21 protein-coding genes and 1 riboswitch are annotated in these 20,903 nt (G+C 45.6%); of the genes, 10 read left to right on the top strand and 11 right to left on the bottom strand.

The window, feature by feature from the left end:
* Window positions 1-27: 27 nt before the first annotated feature.
* Entirely contained in the window at window positions 28-717 is a 690-nt protein-coding gene (locus ABDW33_RS18735) for a DUF434 domain-containing protein (protein WP_343691615.1), read from the bottom strand.
* 26 nt (window positions 718-743) lie between these two features.
* Here ABDW33_RS18735 and ABDW33_RS18730 point away from each other — a divergent pair, with 26 nt between their 5' ends.
* From ABDW33_RS18730 to ABDW33_RS18710, 5 genes are all read left to right on the top strand, one after another.
* The gene (locus ABDW33_RS18730; RefSeq protein WP_343691614.1) at window positions 744-1,265 is read left to right on the top strand and encodes a Crp/Fnr family transcriptional regulator; all 522 of its coding nucleotides are present in this window, start codon (window positions 744-746) and stop codon (window positions 1,263-1,265) included.
* Window positions 1,266-1,295: 30 nt separating this feature from the next.
* The gene (locus ABDW33_RS18725; protein ID WP_343691613.1) at window positions 1,296-2,018 is read left to right on the top strand and encodes an SDR family oxidoreductase; all 723 of its coding nucleotides are present in this window, start codon (window positions 1,296-1,298) and stop codon (window positions 2,016-2,018) included.
* Window positions 2,019-2,111: 93 nt separating this feature from the next.
* Window positions 2,112-3,359 (top strand): sorbosone dehydrogenase family protein, encoded by a 1,248-nt coding sequence (locus ABDW33_RS18720; RefSeq protein WP_343691612.1) that lies wholly within the window; start codon window positions 2,112-2,114, stop codon window positions 3,357-3,359.
* A 285-nt stretch (window positions 3,360-3,644) separates the two neighbouring features.
* A complete protein-coding gene (locus ABDW33_RS18715) occupies window positions 3,645-4,214 on the top strand; it encodes a Crp/Fnr family transcriptional regulator (protein ID WP_343691611.1) in 570 nt (189 codons plus the stop codon).
* 2 nt (window positions 4,215-4,216) lie between these two features.
* Complete coding sequence (locus tag ABDW33_RS18710) at window positions 4,217-5,575, top strand: MFS transporter (RefSeq protein ID WP_343691610.1); 1,359 nt, start codon at window positions 4,217-4,219, stop codon at window positions 5,573-5,575.
* Window positions 5,576-5,681: 106 nt separating this feature from the next.
* Here the strand turns inward: ABDW33_RS18710 and ABDW33_RS18705 are convergent, their stop codons facing one another.
* Complete coding sequence (locus ABDW33_RS18705; RefSeq protein ID WP_343691609.1) at window positions 5,682-5,972, bottom strand: hypothetical protein; 291 nt, start codon at window positions 5,970-5,972, stop codon at window positions 5,682-5,684.
* Window positions 5,973-6,019: 47 nt separating this feature from the next.
* Here ABDW33_RS18705 and ABDW33_RS18700 point away from each other — a divergent pair, with 47 nt between their 5' ends.
* Entirely contained in the window at window positions 6,020-6,742 is a 723-nt protein-coding gene (locus ABDW33_RS18700) for a metallophosphoesterase (protein WP_343691608.1), read from the top strand.
* Between the two features lie 100 nt (window positions 6,743-6,842).
* Here ABDW33_RS18700 and ABDW33_RS18695 read toward each other — a convergent pair whose 3' ends face one another.
* From ABDW33_RS18695 to ABDW33_RS18680, 4 genes are all read right to left on the bottom strand, one after another.
* Window positions 6,843-8,228, bottom strand: coding sequence for a PepSY domain-containing protein (locus ABDW33_RS18695; RefSeq protein WP_343691607.1), 1,386 nt, complete (start codon window positions 8,226-8,228; stop codon window positions 6,843-6,845).
* Entirely contained in the window at window positions 8,218-10,314 is a 2,097-nt protein-coding gene (locus tag ABDW33_RS18690) for a TonB-dependent siderophore receptor (protein WP_343691606.1), read from the bottom strand. The genes ABDW33_RS18695 and ABDW33_RS18690 overlap by 11 nt, the downstream gene beginning before the upstream one ends.
* Window positions 10,315-10,454: 140 nt before the next feature.
* A riboswitch (cobalamin riboswitch) is annotated at window positions 10,455-10,639 on the bottom strand.
* 142 nt (window positions 10,640-10,781) lie between these two features.
* Window positions 10,782-11,321 (bottom strand): DUF1801 domain-containing protein, encoded by a 540-nt coding sequence (locus tag ABDW33_RS18685; RefSeq protein ID WP_343691605.1) that lies wholly within the window; start codon window positions 11,319-11,321, stop codon window positions 10,782-10,784.
* 142 nt (window positions 11,322-11,463) lie between these two features.
* Complete coding sequence (locus ABDW33_RS18680; RefSeq protein WP_343691604.1) at window positions 11,464-12,966, bottom strand: alpha/beta hydrolase-fold protein; 1,503 nt, start codon at window positions 12,964-12,966, stop codon at window positions 11,464-11,466.
* A gap of 231 nt (window positions 12,967-13,197) precedes the next feature.
* Here ABDW33_RS18680 and ABDW33_RS18675 point away from each other — a divergent pair, with 231 nt between their 5' ends.
* Window positions 13,198-14,172, top strand: a complete 975-nt coding sequence (locus ABDW33_RS18675; RefSeq protein WP_343691603.1) for an SDR family oxidoreductase — start codon at window positions 13,198-13,200, stop codon at window positions 14,170-14,172.
* 186 nt (window positions 14,173-14,358) lie between these two features.
* Window positions 14,359-15,468 (top strand): serine hydrolase domain-containing protein, encoded by a 1,110-nt coding sequence (locus ABDW33_RS18670; RefSeq protein WP_343691602.1) that lies wholly within the window; start codon window positions 14,359-14,361, stop codon window positions 15,466-15,468.
* Window positions 15,469-15,696: 228 nt separating this feature from the next.
* Here the strand turns inward: ABDW33_RS18670 and ABDW33_RS18665 are convergent, their stop codons facing one another.
* The 5 genes from ABDW33_RS18665 to ABDW33_RS18645 form a co-directional block, all read right to left on the bottom strand.
* The gene (locus tag ABDW33_RS18665; protein ID WP_343691601.1) at window positions 15,697-16,242 is read right to left on the bottom strand and encodes a hypothetical protein; all 546 of its coding nucleotides are present in this window, start codon (window positions 16,240-16,242) and stop codon (window positions 15,697-15,699) included.
* Window positions 16,243-16,310: 68 nt separating this feature from the next.
* Entirely contained in the window at window positions 16,311-16,781 is a 471-nt protein-coding gene (locus tag ABDW33_RS18660; protein WP_343691600.1) for an SgcJ/EcaC family oxidoreductase, read from the bottom strand.
* A 5-nt stretch (window positions 16,782-16,786) separates the two neighbouring features.
* Window positions 16,787-17,377: a DinB family protein gene (locus ABDW33_RS18655; RefSeq protein ID WP_343691599.1), complete on the bottom strand. Its 591-nt coding sequence runs from the start codon at window positions 17,375-17,377 to the stop codon at window positions 16,787-16,789.
* Window positions 17,378-17,387: 10 nt separating this feature from the next.
* Complete coding sequence (locus tag ABDW33_RS18650) at window positions 17,388-17,900, bottom strand: DinB family protein (protein ID WP_343691598.1); 513 nt, start codon at window positions 17,898-17,900, stop codon at window positions 17,388-17,390.
* 60 nt (window positions 17,901-17,960) lie between these two features.
* The gene (locus ABDW33_RS18645; RefSeq protein WP_343691597.1) at window positions 17,961-18,770 is read right to left on the bottom strand and encodes an AraC family transcriptional regulator; all 810 of its coding nucleotides are present in this window, start codon (window positions 18,768-18,770) and stop codon (window positions 17,961-17,963) included.
* Between the two features lie 121 nt (window positions 18,771-18,891).
* Between ABDW33_RS18645 and ABDW33_RS18640 the strand changes: the two genes are divergently transcribed.
* On the top strand, window positions 18,892-19,311 hold the full coding sequence (locus ABDW33_RS18640) for a VOC family protein (protein ID WP_343691596.1): 420 nt from the start codon (window positions 18,892-18,894) through the stop codon (window positions 19,309-19,311).
* A 342-nt stretch (window positions 19,312-19,653) separates the two neighbouring features.
* On the top strand, window positions 19,654-20,829 hold the full coding sequence (locus tag ABDW33_RS18635; protein ID WP_343691595.1) for a metallophosphoesterase: 1,176 nt from the start codon (window positions 19,654-19,656) through the stop codon (window positions 20,827-20,829).
* Window positions 20,830-20,903: the final 74 nt, after the last annotated feature.

Here is a 20,903-nt window from a genome sequence, read left to right as displayed (position 1 = left end):
GCAGGATGTTAAAATACAGGCAATAGTTTACCGGGCAGCTACTATGCGATTACGAAAATCACCCTGTGCGATAATACAGGCAGCCAGATTAAACCAGGCAGTACATTCATTCAGTACAAATGCATCTGCGCTACATGCCCATACCTTTTGCTCAATGAGGTATTGATCCGGATGCTGATGCAGCAATACCTCCCAGGGGAAATGATATTGCGTAGCCAGCTCATAACAATAGGTCTTCAGCTTACCGCTATTAGACACAGGGGAGTCGAATACCCATACCACCTTTTGCAGGCCCAGTGTCTGCAATGTACGACCGACTAACAATAGCACAGCTTCTGTCTCTTCCACCTGTTTGTAAGTACCATGTACAGATGAAATATCCCTGTAACAACCATCCAGCCCTTTGAAAACTATCCCGCCGGAAAGCAGGGTTTCTAACAGAATCAGGATATTAAAGCCATCTATGTAAAGCGTTTGATCTTTCAGCTGTTCGGCATGCAGTTCTTTTAGTTGCCTGTCGGTTAGTTCCTGTTCAGAACAAACCATGCCCAATAAAGCGGTTTGTTGTTTCCTGACCAACCCGTACCGGTTACCTACCAGTGCAAGCGCCGCTTTAGCCGGATAATTCCTGGTGAGTAAATAATACATATCCTGTACTGCCAGCTTCAACTTTTCCTGGTCTTCAAATAACGCAATATCCTGTTCGTTGGTTCTCATACGGGCAAGTTACTATATTTGCGGTTATGGAGCTGGATGGTCATTTTGAAACACAAGTCTTCCGGGAAGGAGAACAATTATTTGCTCCCGGAGGCATCTGCAGGCAGCTGTATTTTATAAAGCAGGGCGTGCTGCGTATTATGTCTGTATCAGACAGGGGAGAAGACATTACCCATTACTTTTTGAAAGAACATTATTTCTGCACCATACTGGGTAGTTTTTTGGAACAGACACCTGCACTGGAAGGTATCCAGGCTGCGACAGATGTGGAGGTGTACGTCATAGGTAAAGATGAATTTAACGAGTTGTACCAGGCGGATGAAGCTTTCAGGAAGATGTTTGACCAGCATACCACACACGGTTTACTCCAAAAAATCCAGTTCAGGAATATGCTGCATGGCCATGATGCCACTACCCGTTACCGTATCTTTCTGGAAAAGCTTCCTGATATTGCTGCCCGTGTACAGTTAGGATACATCGCCAGTTATCTGGGTATTACCCAGCAGTCCCTCAGCAGAATACGCAGGAATTTACCAAATGGTAAATAGATTGGGACGTGTGCGGGGTAGTTTTACAGTATGGAAAACTTAGTAAACAAGCAAGTGCTGATCCTTGGAGGAAGCACCGGGTTAGGGCTGGCGACTGCCAAAGCCGCTGCCGCAGAAGGAGCGATCGTTACCATCGTATCTAAAAATCCTGAAAGATTAGCCGCTGCCGCGCAGCAATTACCACCTGCCACTAAGACCGTTAGCGTTGACCTTAGCAGCGGGACAGCTATTCAGACATTTTTCAACACGCTGGGCAACATCGATCACCTTGTGTACACGGCAGGAGAAAATCTTTCTTTGTCGGTTATCAAAGATATGGACCTAGCAGATAGTCGCAGGTATTTTGATATTCGCTATTGGGGTGCTGTAGCGGCTGTAAAATATGGTGCTCCCCATATCAATGCAGGTGGGTCTGTGACCCTGACTGGCGGAATAGCGGCTGTTAAGCCCACTGTCAGCTGGAGCATAGGAAGTAGTATTTGTGCTGCAATGGAAGGTTTTACGCGCGTGATGGCCCTGGAATTGGCTCCTGTGAGGGTCAACCTCGTACGCCCGGGGTTGGTAAGATCAAATCTATGGGATAGCATGGACCCGGCAGAGAAGGCGCAACTGTTTGATAATTTTGCCAACGCATTGCCTGTACAATATGTAGCAACGCCGGAAGATGTTGCACACACCTACCTTTATCTTATGAAGCAGTCTTACAGTACAGGACAATGTGTGACTGTGGATGGCGGTGCTTTAATGATCTGACATACTGAAGTCGTTCAAATCGGCGGACCGTCTTTTTAATTGCTGTTATTGCGGCAAATCTTTTGTATGACAGTCAGAAAGAAATGTACTGTTATGAGAATATTATTATTGCTGCTGTGTATGCCTCTTGTTAATTATGCGCAGCAATTGCCACCGCCGCATGCAACCAAATCCGTTACAAAATACAGTAAGGTAAAGGGATGGGGGGAAAATGAAAAGCCCGTTGCGCCGGCAGGCTTTACTGTCAGCCTGTTTGCCGCCGGTCTTCAGAATCCCCGTTGGATCTACGAATTACCCAATGGCGACCTGCTGGTGGCAGAGTCCAATAGTCACTTCGGGTTCTTTAAGAAAATAGGCGCTGCAATCGTTGGTGCCACTCATTCTAACAGCGTCAGGAAAAGCGCTAACCGCATTACCCTGCTTCGGGATGCAGACCACGATGGTGTGCCTGAAACCCGCTCCGTATTCCTATCCGGCTTACATCAGCCTTTTGGTATGCTACTGATAGGCGATCAGCTATATGTGGCAAATACGGACGCTCTATGGCGATTTCCCTACAAAGAGGGGGCAACAGCTATTACGGCGCCGGGTGTAAAGATCGCTGATCTGCCTGCCGGCAAAGTAAATCGTCACTGGACGAGGAACCTTCTTGTGAATCCAGCTCATACTAAGCTTTATGTGGCAGTAGGATCGGGAGACGATCACGCAGAAAAGGGCATAGAGAAGGAGCAATTGCGTGCGGCAATTCTTGAAATGAATTTAGATGGAAGTGATCTGCAATTGTATGCATCGGGTATCAGGAATCCTGTTACGATTGCCTGGGCACCGGGTACCACAAATATGTGGGCGATTGTCAATGAAAGAGATGAATTGGGCAATGACCTTGTTCCGGATTATTTTACCCATGTACAACGCGGTGGTTTTTACGGCTGGCCTTATAGTTATTTCGGGCAGCACCTGGATCCCCGCGTTCCTGCGGCGCCGCCGGGTTTGGTGGAGAAAGCGATTGTGCCGGATCTGCCATTGCCTGCACACAGCGCGAATCTTGGATTAGTTTTTTATACTCAGAAAGCTTTCCCTGAAAAGTATAGAAATGGTGCGTTTATTACCCAGCATGGCTCCTGGAACAGGAAACCCGTATCCGGATATAAAGTGATCTTCATCCCTTTTAAAAACGGACAACCCGCGGGACCGGGAGAAGATTTTCTGACAGGCTTTGTAAAGGATAGTGTGGCGGGTACCGTGCGGGGAAGGCCGGTTGGTATTACTGTGAGTCGTAAAGGAGAGATGTATATAACGGATGACAAAGAAAACAGGGTTTGGAAAATAAAGGCTGACTAATATGCTAAAGCTGCGGCAACTGCAGTGCGGTTTTTGATACAGCCGTTTCAGAGAAAACAGGGTTTGGAAAATAAAAGCAGCGTAATATGCCCGAGTTGTAGCAGCTGCAGTGCATTTTTTGATACAGCCGTTTCAGGGAAAACAAGACTAATATGCTCAGGCTGCGGCAACTGCAATGCAGTTTTCAGTACAGCAGTTGCCGCATAAAGTATGCGGGGATTGACTAACCAAATAACTTGTCAATTGGTAATACAGGTTATTGCTCCTTGCCCTAATTTTGCAGGAATGGAAGCACTCATTACTTACCTGCTGCAATTCGGGTACCTGACTGAACAACAGATCGCGCTGATTAAAACAAAAGCTCAATGGAAGAAGCTTTCAAAAGGAGCCAGTTTTTCCGAAGCAGGAATAGTATCTGAAGAAATCGGGTACGTCACTGAAGGTGTCTGCCGTATTTGCTATTATAACAAAGCAGGAGAAGGATTCACCCGTTATTTCGTATACGAGGATCGTTTTGCGGCAGATTTCAGCAGTTTTCGTGATGGGCTGCCTGCCTCAGAATATATTGAGGCCGTAACGGATTGTGTATTGCTGGTATTTTCAAAAGCAGATTTCAACTTTCTTGACAAGGCTGTTCCCGGCTGGAAAGATATCTTTGCCCGCATTACTGCATCCGTCATGGAAAATAAGATGAAAGCCGCCAGTAATATGCTGGTGCAGGATGCACAGTCCCGCTATCTGCATTTTATTGAATATTACCCGGGGTTAGCAAACAGGGTACCGCAGGCCATGCTTGCCTCTTACCTTGGTATTACCCCGTCGTCGTTAAGCCGTATCAGAAAATCTTTGCGCTAATCATGACCGCCAGCACCAGTTTTAGATGGATCACCGCTGTAACCAGCCTTGCATTTGTAGTCGCACAACTCGATGTTTCTATCGTCAATATTGCCCTGCCTGAGATAGCGAAGACTTTCAAAGCAGATATGAGCGTGCTGCAATGGGTAATTGATGCCTATGCACTTGCCTTTGCTGTACTGATGTTGTCTGCAGGCAATCTCAGTGATCTTTTTGGGGCGAAGCACGTCTTTCAATATGGCATGCTCATATTCGGTACTGCTTCTATTGGTTGCGGCTTTGCGGGTACTGCAGGTATGCTGATCGTATGGCGGGTAATGCAGGGGGTAGGTGCCGCTACCATGATACCCAGTTCACTGGCCATCCTGAACCAAAGCTTTGCGCACCTGCCGGATATTCGCGCAAGAGCAGTCGGTTTGTGGACGGCGGCGGGGAGTGCTGCTATTGCAGCAGGGCCCATTGCTGGCGGCGTCATTATCTCTGTGAGCAACTGGCGTTATATCTTTTTTGTAAATGCGCCCCTGTGTATTGCAGGTATGTTACTGACATTAAAGTTGCCCAAAAATGAATTGCCTGCTGTAAAAAGAAAGATAGATTTCCCCGGCACTATCGCCTGGATGATTGCGATTACTACATTGATCGGGGCGATCATTGAAGGTCCCAGGCTGGGGCTGGCACATCCGCTGATCTATGGTGGGGGCATACTGAGCCTTATTGCTTTCATTGTATTCATCCTGCTGGAGAAGAAAGGTAGTCACCCCATGTTGCCTTTGTTCCTTTTTCATTCCGGTTCATTCAATGTATTGCTGTTGCTCGGGGCTTTATTGAATGGGTTTTATTACGGCACTGTATTTATCCTGAGCCTTTACCTGCAGAATGTATTACACTACCCGTCTTTAACTGCTGGTTTTGCATTCCTGCCATTGACGATTGGCTTTGTTATTTCTAATTTACTGAGTGGAAAGATTATCAATAAATACGGTATTCGCAAACCTATATTGGTAGGGCTGGTAATGTTCGCTATTGGTTTTGCGGGCCTGCTCATTGCAGGGGAGCAAACACCCTACCTGCAGTTATTCCTGCCTTTCCTGATCATTCCGATGGGTATGGGATTGGCGGTGCCTGCTATGACAACAGGGATATTGTCCAGCGTGGATAAGCAACTGTCAGGTACTGCTTCTGCTGCCCTGAATACGGTGAGACAGGCTGCAGGGGCTACGGGTGTTGCCGTATTAGGTGCTGCCGCGGCTGGAGGAAGTATGGCGATCCTGCATGCTATTTCGCTGAGTGTACATGTAGCGATTACTTGTACGTTTATCTTACTGATCCTGGTTCACCTGAAATTGAAAACACAGCGATGATAATTATAAGTGCATCCCAGGACCGGACTTCCATCATTTTGTTATAAAGATCATTCAAACCAGTGGAGAGAACTTATTTGGCTGTACAATTTTTACCGTCGTATAATTACAGGTTATTCAGCAACTCTCTTGCCTGGTTGAGTTCATAATCCAGTTCTTCCGCCTCATCATCAGTTAATATTGCCTCAATTGCGCGTTCCAGGTTCCTGCCGGCAGCCTCTTCATCGCCCAGGTTAAAGAAGTATTCACCCAGCACTACACTGGCCCTTACTACGTGCACCTGGTCATTTTTCTGTATGCTGGACAAGAGTACTTTTTCCAGCAATAAAAGGGCTTCTTCTTCCCGCCCGGCATCCAGCAAACGAATAGCTTTGTTATATTCTAAATTTAATTCCATACCGCAATTTTACTTAATTTTTGTAAAATTAGGTTTACCTTAAAATAATGAAGGCATATATCACAGACGCTCATTTAGGGCAGGAATTAAAGACAGGAAATGGTATCAGCTATGCGCCCAACCCGGTAGCACATACAGCGAATCTCTGGAGAATCCTGGATGATGTGAATGCAAGAGGAATTAAAGAAATTGTATTCGGAGGGGATATCGGGTCGGTAGAGATGAATAAATATTTCTTTGATATAATAGCTGAACGTGGTTTTTCGCTCTGGATGGTACTGGGAAACCACGATATCTTTGCAGAAGTAAGTAAATACTATCCCGGGCCTGCTAACTATAGCAAAGAAGATGCTCATTTCAGGTATATTATCCTCGATACTTCAGATAATAAAATTGATGCGGCCCGCCTGGATTGGTTAATAAAAGAACTCCATACAGACAAGGAAATTATCCTGTTTTTGCATCACCCTGTATTACCTATTCATACTTCTTTAGAAGACTTAGGTGCCGCTTTAAAAGGTAGAGACGAACTAAGAGACGTATTAAAATCTGTTGCAAAAAAGATCACCATTTTCTGTGGACATTATCACATGATAGACGAAGCAGTGGACGGTAATATTCAACAATATACATCATCAGCGGCCTCCTACCAGATTGGAAAGGAGGTGGCTGATTTGGTAATTGACCAGCAGACATTCGGGTATAGAATTATTGATACAACGGCGGGAACTATTCAATCCGAAATGGTAGTATTTTCGGCGCTGCAATAATGTTGCCCGTCAATGGATATCTATTGCTGCTTCCTGGTTAAAGCAGCCGGTCATTATTGACCAAAGTTCGCAAACTGATCGTTCAAAGAGGATACTTTTATTACTTCCTGCGAAAAAGACCTGTTTTTCTTTTTAACCATTTCCATGTCAACACAGCACCTGTTGCACTCACCATGGTTCCACCCAGCAATAACACGATTACAACAATATCCCACAAAGGTCTTTTATATACCAGCCAACTAAAATCAAGACTATGTAAACCATGGTACAACCACCGTTCTACTCTTGCCCCATTATCCTGTTGCAGTACCAGCTGACCGGTTCTCAAATCTATATAAGACCAGGTATTTCCATCCTTCACCCTTAATACCGGCAACCGCTTCTCGTGCTTCCGGGAGTAATAATAATCATCGTAAGCGGTCAGGATATCTGCCTTTCCTTTTATTGTAAAAAGACTGGTATCGAATAACTCAAATGGCTCGCCAGCTGGCTTGTCAGCAGCGAGCGCCATGGTATGCCCGCCATCCTGCCAGCCAAGATAATAAGGCTTACCTGCTACCTCTACCAGCTGGATTTCTTTTACAGCTTTGATTGTTGCAGCAGCTACCTGTGGTGATACTACAAAATTCGCCTGTACAGTGGCCTTTGGTGCAGACTGCTTGCCCAGGGGCAATGGACTCATCGAAAACAAGCCACTGAGCACCCACGTAAATACAAACAATCCAAATATAAACCCGGTATAATGATGATACTTAAACCACGCTTTTTTATAAGGACTGAACTGCATACCCCGTTTACGCCTGTACCTTACTATTCCCATGATAATACCTGCAAGGCACATGATTGTTCCTGCCAGCGACACCCAGATCACTAACTGGCTCCATACAGCTCTGTTCCTGATCAGTATTGTTGGATAGATCCAGTGAGGAATAGGGCCCAGCCATGCCAGCAACCGTTGCCTGGCAGTCACCATTTGTACTACTTCGGCAGTATGCCTGGATACGTATACATAAGTTCCTGCTGCATCATCCATTTCGAATCTGTACACTTCCGGCAGATAGCCCTGTGAGCGATATGCTGCCATCCACTGATCAATTTCTGTTAAGACAGCTACTGATCCCGGATGACTGGCATGATGCACAAATGCTTCTGCAATCTGTATGGCGAGTGCTGTATCTACCTGTGACAGTGTATCGCCATTGTCCGCAAAGATAACCTGCTGATCAATCCTGTATACAGGTCTGTCCAATAGCATACCTAATCTTACCCGCTTTGCATCCCGGATCTGCGGCGGAATAAGATGGCATTGCGCCAGATTGACCACCGGCAACTGTTGTAGGCGCTGCTCATATTTCATAGTCGGATAAGTAACATACATCATCATCATCATCCCGGATAAGAACCAGACTACAAATAACAGGCTTAACGCGAACCCCAGGTACCGGTGGATAAGCAATATTGCTCTCCATTTCATCTTAAATGGCATACTTCAGGGTTAGCAGATAATTACGGGTAGCACCCGGATAGAACTGGTTCGAGTAGATGGCATTCGCATAGTACTTCCTGTTGCCGATGTTGTTTACATTCAGGCGCAGCCCTACTTTGCCAAACTGGTAACCCAGTGCTGCATCGACAGTGGTATAAGCAGGTAATACATAGGTGTTGGCACTGTTCGTATAAGTGTCGCTCATATAATTCCCTCCGGCGCCCAGGCTCCAGGCCCTGAGCTGATAATTTGCCCAGAAGTTCACCATATGTTTAGGTGCCAGTGCGACAATATTTCCAGCAACACTATTGACAAGTGATTTGTCTGCATAAGGAAGATACTTTGCCAGTGTGTAAGTGTACCCTGCATTTACGTCCAGCCCTGCGAGAGGACTACCCTGTAATTCTATTTCGTATCCTTTGGATGCAGCAGCTCCTACACGCCTGTAACTTCCGCCAGGAATGCTTTCCACCTGGTTATTCTTTCTCATGTAATAAAGCGAACCATTCAGTGTCCAGTTAGCCGTTATATCATAACGGGTACCTATTTCTGCCTGGTAACCATCTTCCGGTTCGAATGTTTCCCCGTTGCTGGCAATCCTTCTGCTCGGCTTGAAGTAGGTTGAATAGGAGCCATAGACAGACCATGCATGGAGTGGCTGGTATACTACGCCGGCACGGTAAGTCAGTGCCGCAACGGGTATTTTGGTTTCAGCGCCGTGTTCAGTTACATGCCTGTCCTTATCTACTTTATTCGTGAAGTAAGTACCACGGAAAATATCATAACGTAATCCTGCCAGCGCTTTCAGTTTGTCGGACAACTTTATCCACTCCTGTACATAGATGCCATGTACTGTTTCGACTGACGCTTTATATTGGTAAGGGGTGTAGGTAATATTACCCTGATTCAGCACCGGTGACTGTACGGCAACTGTCGCATAAAGTCCATCTCCTGAAATGTTGGCATTGTACGTCTTACGGTCCAGGTGACTGAAAGCATATCCTGCCAGGATCTTATGTTCAATGGTACCTGTATGTGTCGTATAGGTGAGCTCCAGCTGATTTTGCAATGGTTTGGTCAGGTGATTGAAGTACAGTGGGGAGGTACGTTTCAGCGAATCCATTGCTTCATTGAAAGTGAGTGCCTCCGTAGATAAATAATCGATATTATCGGCTGAATAAGACAGCTGGTTGGACAATATCAATGCCTCACTAAACTGGTGTGTATAGTGCAGCTGATAGCTGGTGGTCGTATTTTTCAGGAAGTCGGCAGGATCGTTATACCGGGTGTTGACATTCATACCGGGCGCCAATTTACCACCGGGGAGCACAGGGATACCTGCATCTGTCGCGTAGTGATCTTTGTTGGCGCCTACAGTCAGGTAGAGGTTATCGCGGGAGGAAGGGGTATATTCCAGTGCCAGATAGGCATTGCTGGTATTCATACCTGCGTTGCGATAGCCATCAGTAGCCGATAAACCGGCATCTACCCGGTAGAAGAGTGTTTTGCTGAGCGGACCGCCGGCACCTACGCGCATTCTGCGGGTATTGAAACTACCATAAGAGGCGGAGAAGTCTGCTTTCTGCTCGCTGCCGGGCCGTTTACGTACCATATTGATAATACCACCCAGTGCTGAGTGGCCGAAGAGTACAGACGCAGGACCTTTCAGCACTTCGATCCTTTCTATATTAGCCAGGTTGGTGCTGGGAGCACTGGTAGAGATATTATGCCGTTCATCTCTCACTCCGTCTACCAGTAGTACAAAGTTGTTGAAGCCGCGAATGGTAAAGTGTTGGAAACCACCATAGGTATTATTCGCACGAACGCCGGTGGTATTCTTCATGGCTTCGCCCAGGTCGTCGATACCTCGCTGTTCAATGGTACGTGAAGTAACGGTAGTTGTGGTCAATGGCAGATCCCGTATAGGAACATTGATCTTGCTGATGTTGGATCGCTGCGCATGTTTGATGGTGACTGCTGATAATTGTTTGACAGTACTGTCAGCAATGGATTGCGCCTGAATAGTGGCGACAGGAATTACACATGAGAGTAACAGGCCTGTAAGGCCGATGGTAGCAGTTTGCATTGATAGAGTTGATGAAGAAATAATAATTCTTCTTGACTTTACCATGCTCTGGTGGATAAGTATGGAACATGACGATCCCCAAGTGTATACACTCCGGATCTAAAAACTCCAAACCTTGACATTGCTTCAGTCCACGAAAGCATAGCCAGCATAAAAAAGGCAGGTCTCCTGACTTGTAACATTGCTACCGTCCTTCCCGGTGTTGGCCAGTGGACATTGTTGGTAACAACTGTGTGTGTTACTTACAGTTGCGGGACAGTTCGTGATTTTCACACGATTCCCTATTAATCTGCGGTGAAGCAGAACCTTTTTTAGGTGGGGAAAGAAAAAGAACGTAAACGGGAGCGAAGATAGGGATATCTGATAAAATACCGGTCATCTTTCATGATTTCTTACGAACGGCTTCAAATCACTGGGGGGCATTTTCTTGTCTTGTTGGCCATCTTTCGAACGTTAGTATAGCATGTTTAATCATTCATTCCTTTCCCTGCCAGGATGAGCGGAATGTACTTTTCAATCCTGGCTTCCCGGGTTTTCGCCTGCTTAGCTCCTGAAAAAAAGAATGCGTAGGCTTTTTGTCTGCCTGGGGTCAATGCTTCAAATGCTTTCCTGAGTTTCGGCTGCCGGGTAAATTGCCGTTGTAGTTCTTCCGGAATGTTGACAGGTGTTTTTTGAGTGTCCACTTTTAATCCCTGTTTCTCTACTTCAATTGCTTCATATATACAGGCTTTCAGGATCGATGAAGCCTGTGTAATTGCTTTTACAGAGGTGAACCTGGCCTGCCGGCCTACCTGTGTGTTTTCGCCGGTTTTGACGAGCAGGCCATCAGGATCGGCTAATAGTACGCCTTTGAAAAAGAGCACGGCACAGTAGTCTTTAAACCCCTGTATGATCACGATGTTCTTTCCTTCATAGTCAAAGCATGGTTTACCCCATTTGATGGATTCATTGAGGCCGCAGTCAAGTATGATCTGTCTGAGTGTATCAGTTTCTTTCTGCCATATCATTGCCGATATTATTTAATACTACTATAAATTTTTCTGAACGTTTCATGATCGATCCCGGAAGACCTACCTGTTTTTTTGTGCGTGGATCTATCTACTTAGTCATGAACCGGAATTTTACCTGTATACATGGAGCATATGATCGTTATAAAGTAAAGATAGGAATTAACTTTTCGAGAATCGCTGCACTATAAAAAGGAATTGTACCTGCGTTCATCAATTGCAAAGTGGAAGGAGCGAGACAGGAAAGTCTTAAACCAGCGTCTGCATTTTTATGCGGGTATACGATCTTGTAGGGATGGAATCCTTTTTCCAGCGGTACAATGTAGGTGTATGTATTACCATCATCATTCTTTTTGCAATTGATCAGTTCCTGTTTATTCAGAAAGAACTGTGAACCTGCGTCTGCTTCGAACAGCAGTATATAATAACCAGTCTCTTTTGCTTCCATCCAGCCATCTACTATGAGTTTATAATCATTCTTTCGCGGCAATGTCAGTTTATCTTTTATGATGCCTTCCTGCTTAGGTTTTAACGAGTCTTCTTCAAAATAAGCATAATGGATATCAGGCTTGCCTTTGGCGGCTCCTTTCAGGGGGGAGCCTACGGTGTAGGTACCTGATTTTGATTTATCATACCTGGTGCGGCTGGTCAGTTGCCTGACCATCAAAGTAGCTGCATCCTGAATCACTACTTCATCGCCCATGGAAGAAGAGGAAAATGTAGGTTGACTGCCATCTAAGGTATAGTGCAGGTTAGTGGTGTCGCCAAAACACCAGACTTTGAAAGGCTGCCCTTTTACCACCATTCCATTCATGGGATGAAAAGTGATGCTCATTTTATTCCAGCCGAAGGAGAATCTCAATCCATCGTAGGTGCTCTTTAACCTGATAGAACTATGTGTTTCGTCCGGGTATTGTACCACCTTCCACTTCAGCCCTGGGGGGGCCAGCCTGGAGAGTACTGTATCCATGTCGGGTACTTTCATCACTTCGCCGTCCCTGCCTGTTCTGCCGCTGATAAAAAGCGTTGTATGGGAGTCTGCCAATGCCGGAAGTTTCCCGGGGGCAGTTTTAAGTATCAGGCCATCGTCCCACCAGAGGCTGGGATCAACGGCAATATAGGATTTGAAAGTATTGGGTTCATTGAGCCATGCATTGACTACAAACAATCCTCCCAATGAATGTCCCCACAGGGTATTGTCACCGTCGGAGGGATAATTTTTATTGATGTATGGAATCAGTTCATCCCTGAGAAAATGGAGGAAGTTTGTACCGCCGCCGGAAGTCGGCCAGTCTTTTATACGGGTAGGTGTCAGGTCTTTGTTACGGTCAATGCCTAATACACTTACGACGATGGTAGGCGGGATGGTGCCCTCATTTTCTTCATAGCGCTGTACATTGTTGATCATACCCGTGTTCCAGTTGCCGCCGTCGAGTACATAGAGCACGTCGTATTTTTTATTACTTCCGGGTGTATAGTCCTGTGGGGTAAATACCTGGATGACGCGCTGTTGCTGTAGAATGTTTGAATAGATGGAATCTATTTTATTGCCGGTATATACGCTTCTTACAGTGTCTTGCCCCTGCACACGGAGCGAAATGAAGGTAGTAATAAGGATAACAAGATTGATAATGCTGACTTTCATGGCGGTTAATCTTTCTTTCCTCAAGATATGTACATTTCTGCAAATGCACCCTGGCAAGTTCTTAAGTTGTGCAGCTTGTTAATTTGAGCCAGGGGATTTTTTTATCTCGATAAATTAAGGTGCTGCTAACCGGTAAATAAAAGCCAGCGTAAAAATGCCAGGTGCAAAATGCCGGGATCATACTACGGCTAAGACTGCCGCTGTTGGCTTACCTTTTGAAGACTTCATTATATGGAAAACAAAACAATCGTCATAACAGGAGCATCCAGCGGCGCAGGTAAAACCACTGCCCTTGAGCTGGCTGCTGAAAAAGTAAACCTGGTGCTGGCCGCCAGAAATGAAACAGCCCTGCTTGAATTAGGGGATGAATGCCGGGAATTGGGAGCAGCGGTATTGGTGATACCTACAGATGTGGCAGACCGCACGGCCATGCTGGAACTGGCGCAGAAAGCGTTTGAGTGGAATGGCCGGATTGATGTATGGGTAAATAATGCGGGTGTATTGGCTGCCGGCGCCTTTGAGGAAACGCCCTGGGAAACTCATCAGCAGGTGATCAATACAAATCTGCTGGGGTATATGAGTGGTACCCATGCTGTACTTCCGTACTTCAAACAACAGGGGGCCGGTATCCTGATTAATAATATCTCTATTGGCGGGTACGTACCTGTTCCTTATGGCAGCGCCTATACAGCCAGTAAATATGCGCTCAGGGGCTTTTTTGAATCCATCAGGGGAGAATTGAGCAACTGGCCGGATATTCATGTAGTAGACCTCTTTCCGGCCTTTCTGGATACCCCCGGTATACAGCATGCCGCTAACTATACAGGGAAGGTATTGAAGAATGCCCCACCAGTATCTGATCCTAAAGTAGTTGCTGCTGCTGTGAAGGAATCGATCCTGCATCCTGTGTCGAACAGGTATCCGGGTGGTGCCTCAAAATTATTCAGGCTTGGTCATGCGCTGGCTCCTGAGCTCATGGTGAAATTTACCGGTTTACTGATGCGGGGATATTTTAAGCATGCGGATCCGATTGCCAAAACAGATGGGAATATTTTCAACACCGTGGATTATTCCATGAGTACAAACGGGAACGCGCGTCCCCGGTTATCGAGACGTACCCGCCAGCGGATCACAGCAGGGGTAGTGTTGTTAGGAGTAGGATTGCTGGCGATAAAGCTGCTGACAGGGAAAAAGAGACTGGCATGATCCGGATGTCTCAAAAGTAATCTGGCAGGTTCGGGATGCGGATTTATGACATGTTGTAACCAGCCAGATTACTTTTGAGACAGTGTTTTATTTATAGTCATTCATAACAGGATATTCCCATGCTGATAGTTCTGTCGTATCTCTTCCTAAAAAGCCATAAATTACAGTCCTTATCCCGGACACAACATGAAACTCACCAATTACCTGCTGATTGTTTGTACATTTTTGCCGATCCTTGTATATCCGCAAAAGCCATTACTTGACAGCCTGCTGGCCGATAAACATATTGCCGGTTTTGAGGCTGTTGCCATCGATAAAGGGCACATTGTATGGACCGGCTACTATGGGTATCAGAACCTGGAGAAAAAGATCCCTGTCGGGCCGAATACCCTCTTCGAAGCTGCTTCCACGTCCAAGACAGTCACCGCAGCTGCTGTTATGCAATTATATGCTGCCGGCAAGTTCAAGCTGGATGATGACGTGAATCGTTATCTTGACTTCCATCTTGCCAACCCTGCATTTCCTCATACGCCCATTACGTTCCGGCAGCTGTTACGACATCGTGCATCTATTGATGATAATGTAGATTATCTCCACATATTCTGGGACACAAATCATGGTGATCCTACCATACCGCTATCTGTATTTATCAAAGAATATTTTAAGGTGCAGGGTAAGCATTATGATAAGCAGAAAAATTTCTATGACTATCCACCCGGTGCAAAGGCTCATTATTCCAATATGGGCATAGCTCTTCTGGGCTATCTTGTAGAGCGCATCTCCGGGCAGGATTTTAATACTTATTGTAAGATCCATTTATTTCAGCCACTGGATATGCATAATACGGGGTGGTTCCTGCGCGATATAGACAGTAACCAGGTGGCAATGCCATATACGTATTCGGATTCGCTGCATCAATTTATACCATTGGGGCATGGCGGGTTTCCTGATTACCCGGCTGGCGGGCTTCATACCAATGTGGAACAGTTTGCACATTTCCTGATTGCATGGACGAACCAGGGCCGGTGGAGCAACAGGCATGTGATCGATAGCAATGCTATACAAACTTTGACGCCTGATGAATGTAATCTCGGTTTTCATACCTGGTTCCAGTTCGCTACCAACAAGGGCTTGATTTTATATAGCCATACCGGATCTGCAATTGGAGTGTCGTCGTTTATCTCTTATAGCCCGTTGAGTAAAAAAGGGGTGATCTTTATTTGTAATGGGGAATTTGAGAATGCGCAGGCCTGGAAGGATGTTATTAATACGTTGTATAGCCAGGCGTTTAAATAGGAGAGCAGGTATGTGCGGTTATAGCACTTGTTGCGTCTGAATAAAGAAGACATCTCTGAAAAGGAGGGCTTGATTGCTTATTAGCGGGAATTACACATGCACCACATTACTTTAAATAAAGAGGTTGTATCAAAAGTAAAATTTTCCGGATTTAATTCGGATACCTGATGGAGAGGAATATTGAATTCTCAATGTCTTCAAATTACTTTGATACAACCTCTTCCTGTTTTAATTCAATTTGAATGATTTTGCTACTGCGTCGAAAATAGGACGGTATTTACCTTTTTTACCTGGTGGGCAAGTGCCGGTGATCACATATGCGATACCGTCTTTGGGCAACACATAGGCCATCAGGTCAGCCTTCACACCTTGCATTTCCATAGTATAATTATACCATACTCCCTGGATACCATTTACTTCAATGTCTCCATTTGCAATGATCTCTGAGGTCGGCAAAAGCCGCTTTAATGTAGACATTGATTTTGTGATATATTCCTTCAGTGTGATTCCCTGCATAGATTCCGAGACCATGTTGATGTTCGTACCAGGTACTTCGCCCGTATTAGGTGCGATAATATAGTAGTAGTCAATACCCTGAACGGTTTTGCGGTCGGTCGTCCAGCCTTCAGGTGTATCTAAATGAAAATCCTGACGGCCTTTGTTCAGGTTGGTTTTGTTCACCGAACTTAAAACTTCATCTGCTGTTTTAGGTTGTTTCTTTGTGTTACAAGCCAATGCAAGGGTTAAGAAAAGGAGTCCAACAATTTTTCTCATGTGCTTAAGAGTTTAGTGAAAATTGAATAGTGTGAAAATAGCACTTCCTGCCATATGACAATGTTATCTTACTTTATTCCCTGATCCAGCTTCGCATTTTGCCCGGCTTTGATCAGCCACTTCCCCTGCCGTTTATTTAACACAATCATCCTCCTGAATTCAAATACCTGCCCCGGATAGCGGGCATCTCCACTGAGCCCGGTACGCACATGTGCGATGGCTATGTCAGGTTTCAGCAACGTAATATCTTCGACCTCCCTGGTATAGTACTGTGTATGCCTGAAATAGGATTCATGTACTATCTGGTAGTGATGCCGGATATCTTCTCTCCCTTTGTAATAACTACCAAACCAATTCACCCAGGTGGCATCTGTATCGTAATTCTCCGCCAGGCCCTGGGGATCGTGCCGGTTCCAGGCATCTTCGTAGCGTTGTACCAACTGTTTAATCGCTGTGATTTCTTTCGTTGTATCTAATCGTTGTGCATTTACTACATAACAGGTGAATAACAAAAGCGTTAACAATGTGATTTTTTTCATGGGGTTCAAGTTATAGATGATTCGTATTTTGCCCGTAGTGCCTGTGCCATATGTCGTTGTTCATGTGCAATCACGAACCGGAAAGTATCACCCAGGGAGAATTTTAACCAGTTGCCCAAAGTCGTGGGTATTTTGATACTTTCCAGGTTAACCAGTTTTGACTGCTCAAGTAATTGTTTTGCCCGTTCCTGCCAATCGATGAATTCATTCACCACCTGCTTTGCATTCAGATCAGCCAATGGCCTATATCCTTTTGGGGCCTGCATTTTCATGCCCGGATGGCCATCTGCTTTAGGGAGCATCATATTGGTAAAATAGTTTCCCAGCCAGCCGCTTTTAAAAACAGGTGATGGCGCTGGTGGAAGGCTACCTGCCAGTTTCCCCTGTATGGCCTTTTCTATACGGGGGATATAAAATCGTGCATAGGCATTCAGGTGATCCAGGCATTGCGCCGCACTCCATTTGTCCGGAGCAGGTTGGCGTAAGAGTATATTATCATGGGCTGGCAATAACTGTTCTCTGGCAGTATTCAACAGCACATCCACCTGCTGAAGAAGGGTATTGGTCAGGGCCGGGGTCTCGAATGTACGTGACATATAATGGTGATTATATACTATCAAATATAGGCATTTGCCTGTAAAAGGTAGCCAGGTCTATAGAAGAGAGATCCGTAAATCCCGCCTGCCGGAGTAGAGTAACCAGTTGGCCGCGGTGATAAGTAGAGTGATTGATAATATGTGCAAAGGTTTGAGCAAATGGCATTTGTGCTTCTCCACCACGTGGATAGCTGAAAGTAATCAGGTCTTGCAACTGCTTTTCGGGGTATGCCTCTAAGAAGTCACGCATACCGGCAGCTGCCTTTTTCCAGATCTCAATTAGTTCACTTTTAGTGCCTGTAAACGTACCGGATAGAAATATGGGTGCTGGTGCTTTTGTCCAGAAGTCGATCCATATTTTTTCAGCACTGGCAATGTGAAGGACAGTTTGGCGTACGCTGCTGAAACTACTGGTAATATCCTGTTGCCATTGTGTATCGGTGAGCTGTTGTACCCAATTGATTGCTTTCGCATTTGCCCACACATTATAGTTGGCGAGTTGTAAAAAGTATGTTTTATTCATGACTCAAAGGTAGTCATGGTGCCAGGTGTTAAATAACAGGCAGGCGTTCAGAAATTGTAGCTAAACGTTCAATTGGTATTGTTTGGGCGTGATACCGTAGATCTGCTTAAAAGACTGGATAAAGCTGGAGAGGTTTTCATACCCCAGTTCAAAGTAGATCTCACTGGCCTTCCGGTTGTCGTAACGCAGCATTTTAGCCGCTCTTTCCATTCTCTTTTCCAGCAACCATTTATTCGGGCTATTACCATAGATGCGGGCAAACCTGCGTTTAAAAGAAGACAGGCTCATATTGCAAAGAAAGGCCAGCTCTTCGACGGTGATATTACTTTCTATATGCGAAGTGACGGCCTGACGGATCATGAATTCTTCTCCGCCCTCGTAGCTCATGTTCCTGATCTGCTGTAGTTGCCCCGGGTATTGAGTAGCGAGGTATAAAAAAAGTTCTTCGAGTTTTATCTTCTGTAGTGCCGGATGGAAGATCTTATCATCTGCCAGCATGTAATCAAGTGAATGAACAAAGTTTGTGAGAAACACATCTTTTTCAAATCGTAGAAAAGGATGTGTGCCTGATTGCTTCGAAAACGTACCTAACAATGGGGTGTGCCTGTCAAAAAAATCTGCCAGTTCCTGGTTACTGAACAATAGCAGGATACTATGGTAGTCCGCATTGTGTGCTGCGATCTTTTCGCTCATCAGGCAATTACCTGCTGCTAACAATACAAACTGGTGTGGTTGTACAGTGACCTGCGTACCTGCAAAATGTACCGTCTTTTCACCATCCAGGAGAAAGGTGAACATGTTTTGCTCCAGCATGATTCTCGTTCTGGGGGCCGGCAGTTGAGTGCGGTATCGAATGATTGAGACAGGCATACTGCAAAGTTAACTAAATATGGCTGCGATGGATTAAAAATTGAACCTGCCAGGGAAGCTGCTGACATAGGGCTGTCACTAGCCGGTATTTATTTTGCCGTAGTAACAAAATCAAAACACAATGATCCTATCCTCCATCCGCATTATTACTGCTGACATCCAACGCCTGGTAAAGTTTTATGAAGCCGCTACCGGTGCTTCTTTCAGCTGGTTTACGGAAGACTTTGCCGAATTAAAAACAACTACTGCTGCGCTGGCAATTGGCAGTACCCGTACGCTTGCACTCTTTGGCGGCGACGTAGCGGCGGCTGCCAGTAACAGGTCTGTTATCATTGAATTCAGGGTAGATGATGTAGATGCTGCCAGCACCCGCATTCCTGCAGAAGTGGTGGTACAGCAGCCTACAACTATGCCATGGGGCAACCGCTCTTTGCTGTTCAGAGATCCTGATGGTAACCTTGTCAATTTCTTTACCCCGGTAACGGATGCGGCTAAGCAACGATTTGGCGTGGCAGAAAATGATGGGGTAAAAGAGGCATAAGAATTCTTTATTCAAATAGCTGAAGTAGCTGTCTTCGGCTGTTTGAATATTATTTGACAGGTGGCCGGTTTGGGATATAGCCATTCGCCAGTCAACCATACTGGTGGTTAAGTAAAGACTGATGGCCCAGCTTTTCGGGGTCTTTAAATATGATAGATCAATGTGCCGGGGACATCAGCATTGGGTGAGATGATCAATTTAGCCATTAAAGCAGACGGCCTATACTGCTACCCGGGGAAATTGCCAATGATACTGTAAACCAATCGGATATAAAAAAAGTGGGCGGTTTTACAATATTCCTGCCAGGTGTTCGTCTACTTAATAAACGCGTTTTCAATTTATATGGCAAGGTTTCCGTTAATGCTCCTGCTCTTCCTGGTGGGCGATCTTTATTTTTACCAGGCAGTTTCTACACTTAGCCAGCATCCGGCTTTTCATGTTGGATATTGGCTCTTCGATATTTTACTGATCGGTGCGATCATCTCTATTATTTTTTTACGCAGGGCAGGGTTTACATCAGAGCGCTACATTGCAGTTGTGATAGGAGCGATGATGCTCAATTTTATACCCAAGGTTTTTTCTTCCCCGGTATTACTGGCAGAAGACATCGTGCGTTTATTCCGTGGTTTCCCGGCCAGAAGTGTCTATGTAAGCGAGGTGGCTGTGGCGCTGGCGGGTGTTATTTTTCTCGTTATCCTCTTTGGATTGACGAAAGGAAAGCACTTCTACAAGGTGAGAAAGGAAACCATCTTTTTCCCTGATCTGCCGGAGGCGTTCGATGGTTTTACCATCACACAGTTATCCGATATACATTCCGGTAGTTTTACTGATGCCAGTGGCGTACAGAAAGGACTTGACCTGGTAGATGCCCAGCAAAGCGACCTGCTGCTGTTCACTGGTGACCTTGTCAATAACATGGCTTCAGAGATGGACCCCTGGATAGGTGGTTTTAACAAATTAAAGGCGCCATACGGCAAGTATTCGGTATTAGGTAACCATGACTATGGCGACTATATCCGGTGGGAAAGTAAGGAGGCGCAGGCCGCAAATCTGAACCGTTTGAAAGCGGTACACGGGGAAATGGGTTTTAACCTGTTGCTGAACGAAGCTGTCACCATCAGTAAGCAGGGGCAGAGCATTTCCCTTATTGGGGTGGAAAACTGGGGGAAGGGTGGTTTTCATAAATATGGAGACCTGAAGCAGGCCACGGCGAATGTACCGGACAACTCATTCAAAGTCCTGATGTCGCACGACCCTTCCCATTGGGATGAAGTAACAGTAGACCATCACCAGCATGTACACCTGACTTTGGCCGGCCATACCCATGGTATGCAGTTCGGTATAGAGCTGTTTGGCTTCAAATGGAGTCCGATCAAATATGTCTATAAGCAGTGGGCCGGCCTGTATGAGCAGCGGGGTAAATACCTGTATGTGAACAGGGGATTTGGTTTCCTGGGCCTAAAGGGCAGGATCGGCATGTGGCCGGAGATTGCCGTACTGACATTAAAGAAAGGCTGATAAAGGTAGGGCGTACTATTCAACTTACGCCCTATTTTCTTATTTTCGGGCTTATTTGCTCGTCCAGCGATTTT

This window comes from Chitinophaga sp. (genome assembly GCF_039596155.1).
GTDB lineage: Bacteria > Bacteroidota > Bacteroidia > Chitinophagales > Chitinophagaceae > Chitinophaga.
Note: the sequence above shows the minus strand (reverse complement) of the source record. Positions and strands in the feature narration are given on the sequence as shown.

Bases quoted from the DNA above. Each gene is read 5' to 3' on its own strand.
- ABDW33_RS18735 (WP_343691615.1), bottom strand. From the start codon at position 717: ATGAGAACCAACGAACAGGATATTGCGTTATTTGAAGACCAGGAAAAG.
- ABDW33_RS18730 (WP_343691614.1), top strand. From the start codon at position 744: ATGGAGCTGGATGGTCATTTTGAAACACAAGTCTTCCGGGAAGGAGAA.
- ABDW33_RS18725 (WP_343691613.1), top strand. From the start codon at position 1,296: ATGGAAAACTTAGTAAACAAGCAAGTGCTGATCCTTGGAGGAAGCACC.
- ABDW33_RS18720 (WP_343691612.1), top strand. From the start codon at position 2,112: ATGAGAATATTATTATTGCTGCTGTGTATGCCTCTTGTTAATTATGCG.
- ABDW33_RS18715 (WP_343691611.1), top strand. From the start codon at position 3,645: ATGGAAGCACTCATTACTTACCTGCTGCAATTCGGGTACCTGACTGAA.
- ABDW33_RS18710 (WP_343691610.1), top strand. From the start codon at position 4,217: ATGACCGCCAGCACCAGTTTTAGATGGATCACCGCTGTAACCAGCCTT.
- ABDW33_RS18705 (WP_343691609.1), bottom strand. From the start codon at position 5,972: ATGGAATTAAATTTAGAATATAACAAAGCTATTCGTTTGCTGGATGCC.
- ABDW33_RS18700 (WP_343691608.1), top strand. From the start codon at position 6,020: ATGAAGGCATATATCACAGACGCTCATTTAGGGCAGGAATTAAAGACA.
- ABDW33_RS18695 (WP_343691607.1), bottom strand. From the start codon at position 8,228: ATGCCATTTAAGATGAAATGGAGAGCAATATTGCTTATCCACCGGTAC.
- ABDW33_RS18690 (WP_343691606.1), bottom strand. From the start codon at position 10,314: ATGCAAACTGCTACCATCGGCCTTACAGGCCTGTTACTCTCATGTGTA.
- ABDW33_RS18685 (WP_343691605.1), bottom strand. From the start codon at position 11,321: ATGATATGGCAGAAAGAAACTGATACACTCAGACAGATCATACTTGAC.
- ABDW33_RS18680 (WP_343691604.1), bottom strand. From the start codon at position 12,966: ATGAAAGTCAGCATTATCAATCTTGTTATCCTTATTACTACCTTCATT.
- ABDW33_RS18675 (WP_343691603.1), top strand. From the start codon at position 13,198: ATGGAAAACAAAACAATCGTCATAACAGGAGCATCCAGCGGCGCAGGT.
- ABDW33_RS18670 (WP_343691602.1), top strand. From the start codon at position 14,359: ATGAAACTCACCAATTACCTGCTGATTGTTTGTACATTTTTGCCGATC.
- ABDW33_RS18665 (WP_343691601.1), bottom strand. From the start codon at position 16,242: ATGAGAAAAATTGTTGGACTCCTTTTCTTAACCCTTGCATTGGCTTGT.
- ABDW33_RS18660 (WP_343691600.1), bottom strand. From the start codon at position 16,781: ATGAAAAAAATCACATTGTTAACGCTTTTGTTATTCACCTGTTATGTA.
- ABDW33_RS18655 (WP_343691599.1), bottom strand. From the start codon at position 17,377: ATGTCACGTACATTCGAGACCCCGGCCCTGACCAATACCCTTCTTCAG.
- ABDW33_RS18650 (WP_343691598.1), bottom strand. From the start codon at position 17,900: ATGAATAAAACATACTTTTTACAACTCGCCAACTATAATGTGTGGGCA.
- ABDW33_RS18645 (WP_343691597.1), bottom strand. From the start codon at position 18,770: ATGCCTGTCTCAATCATTCGATACCGCACTCAACTGCCGGCCCCCAGA.
- ABDW33_RS18640 (WP_343691596.1), top strand. From the start codon at position 18,892: ATGATCCTATCCTCCATCCGCATTATTACTGCTGACATCCAACGCCTG.
- ABDW33_RS18635 (WP_343691595.1), top strand. From the start codon at position 19,654: ATGGCAAGGTTTCCGTTAATGCTCCTGCTCTTCCTGGTGGGCGATCTT.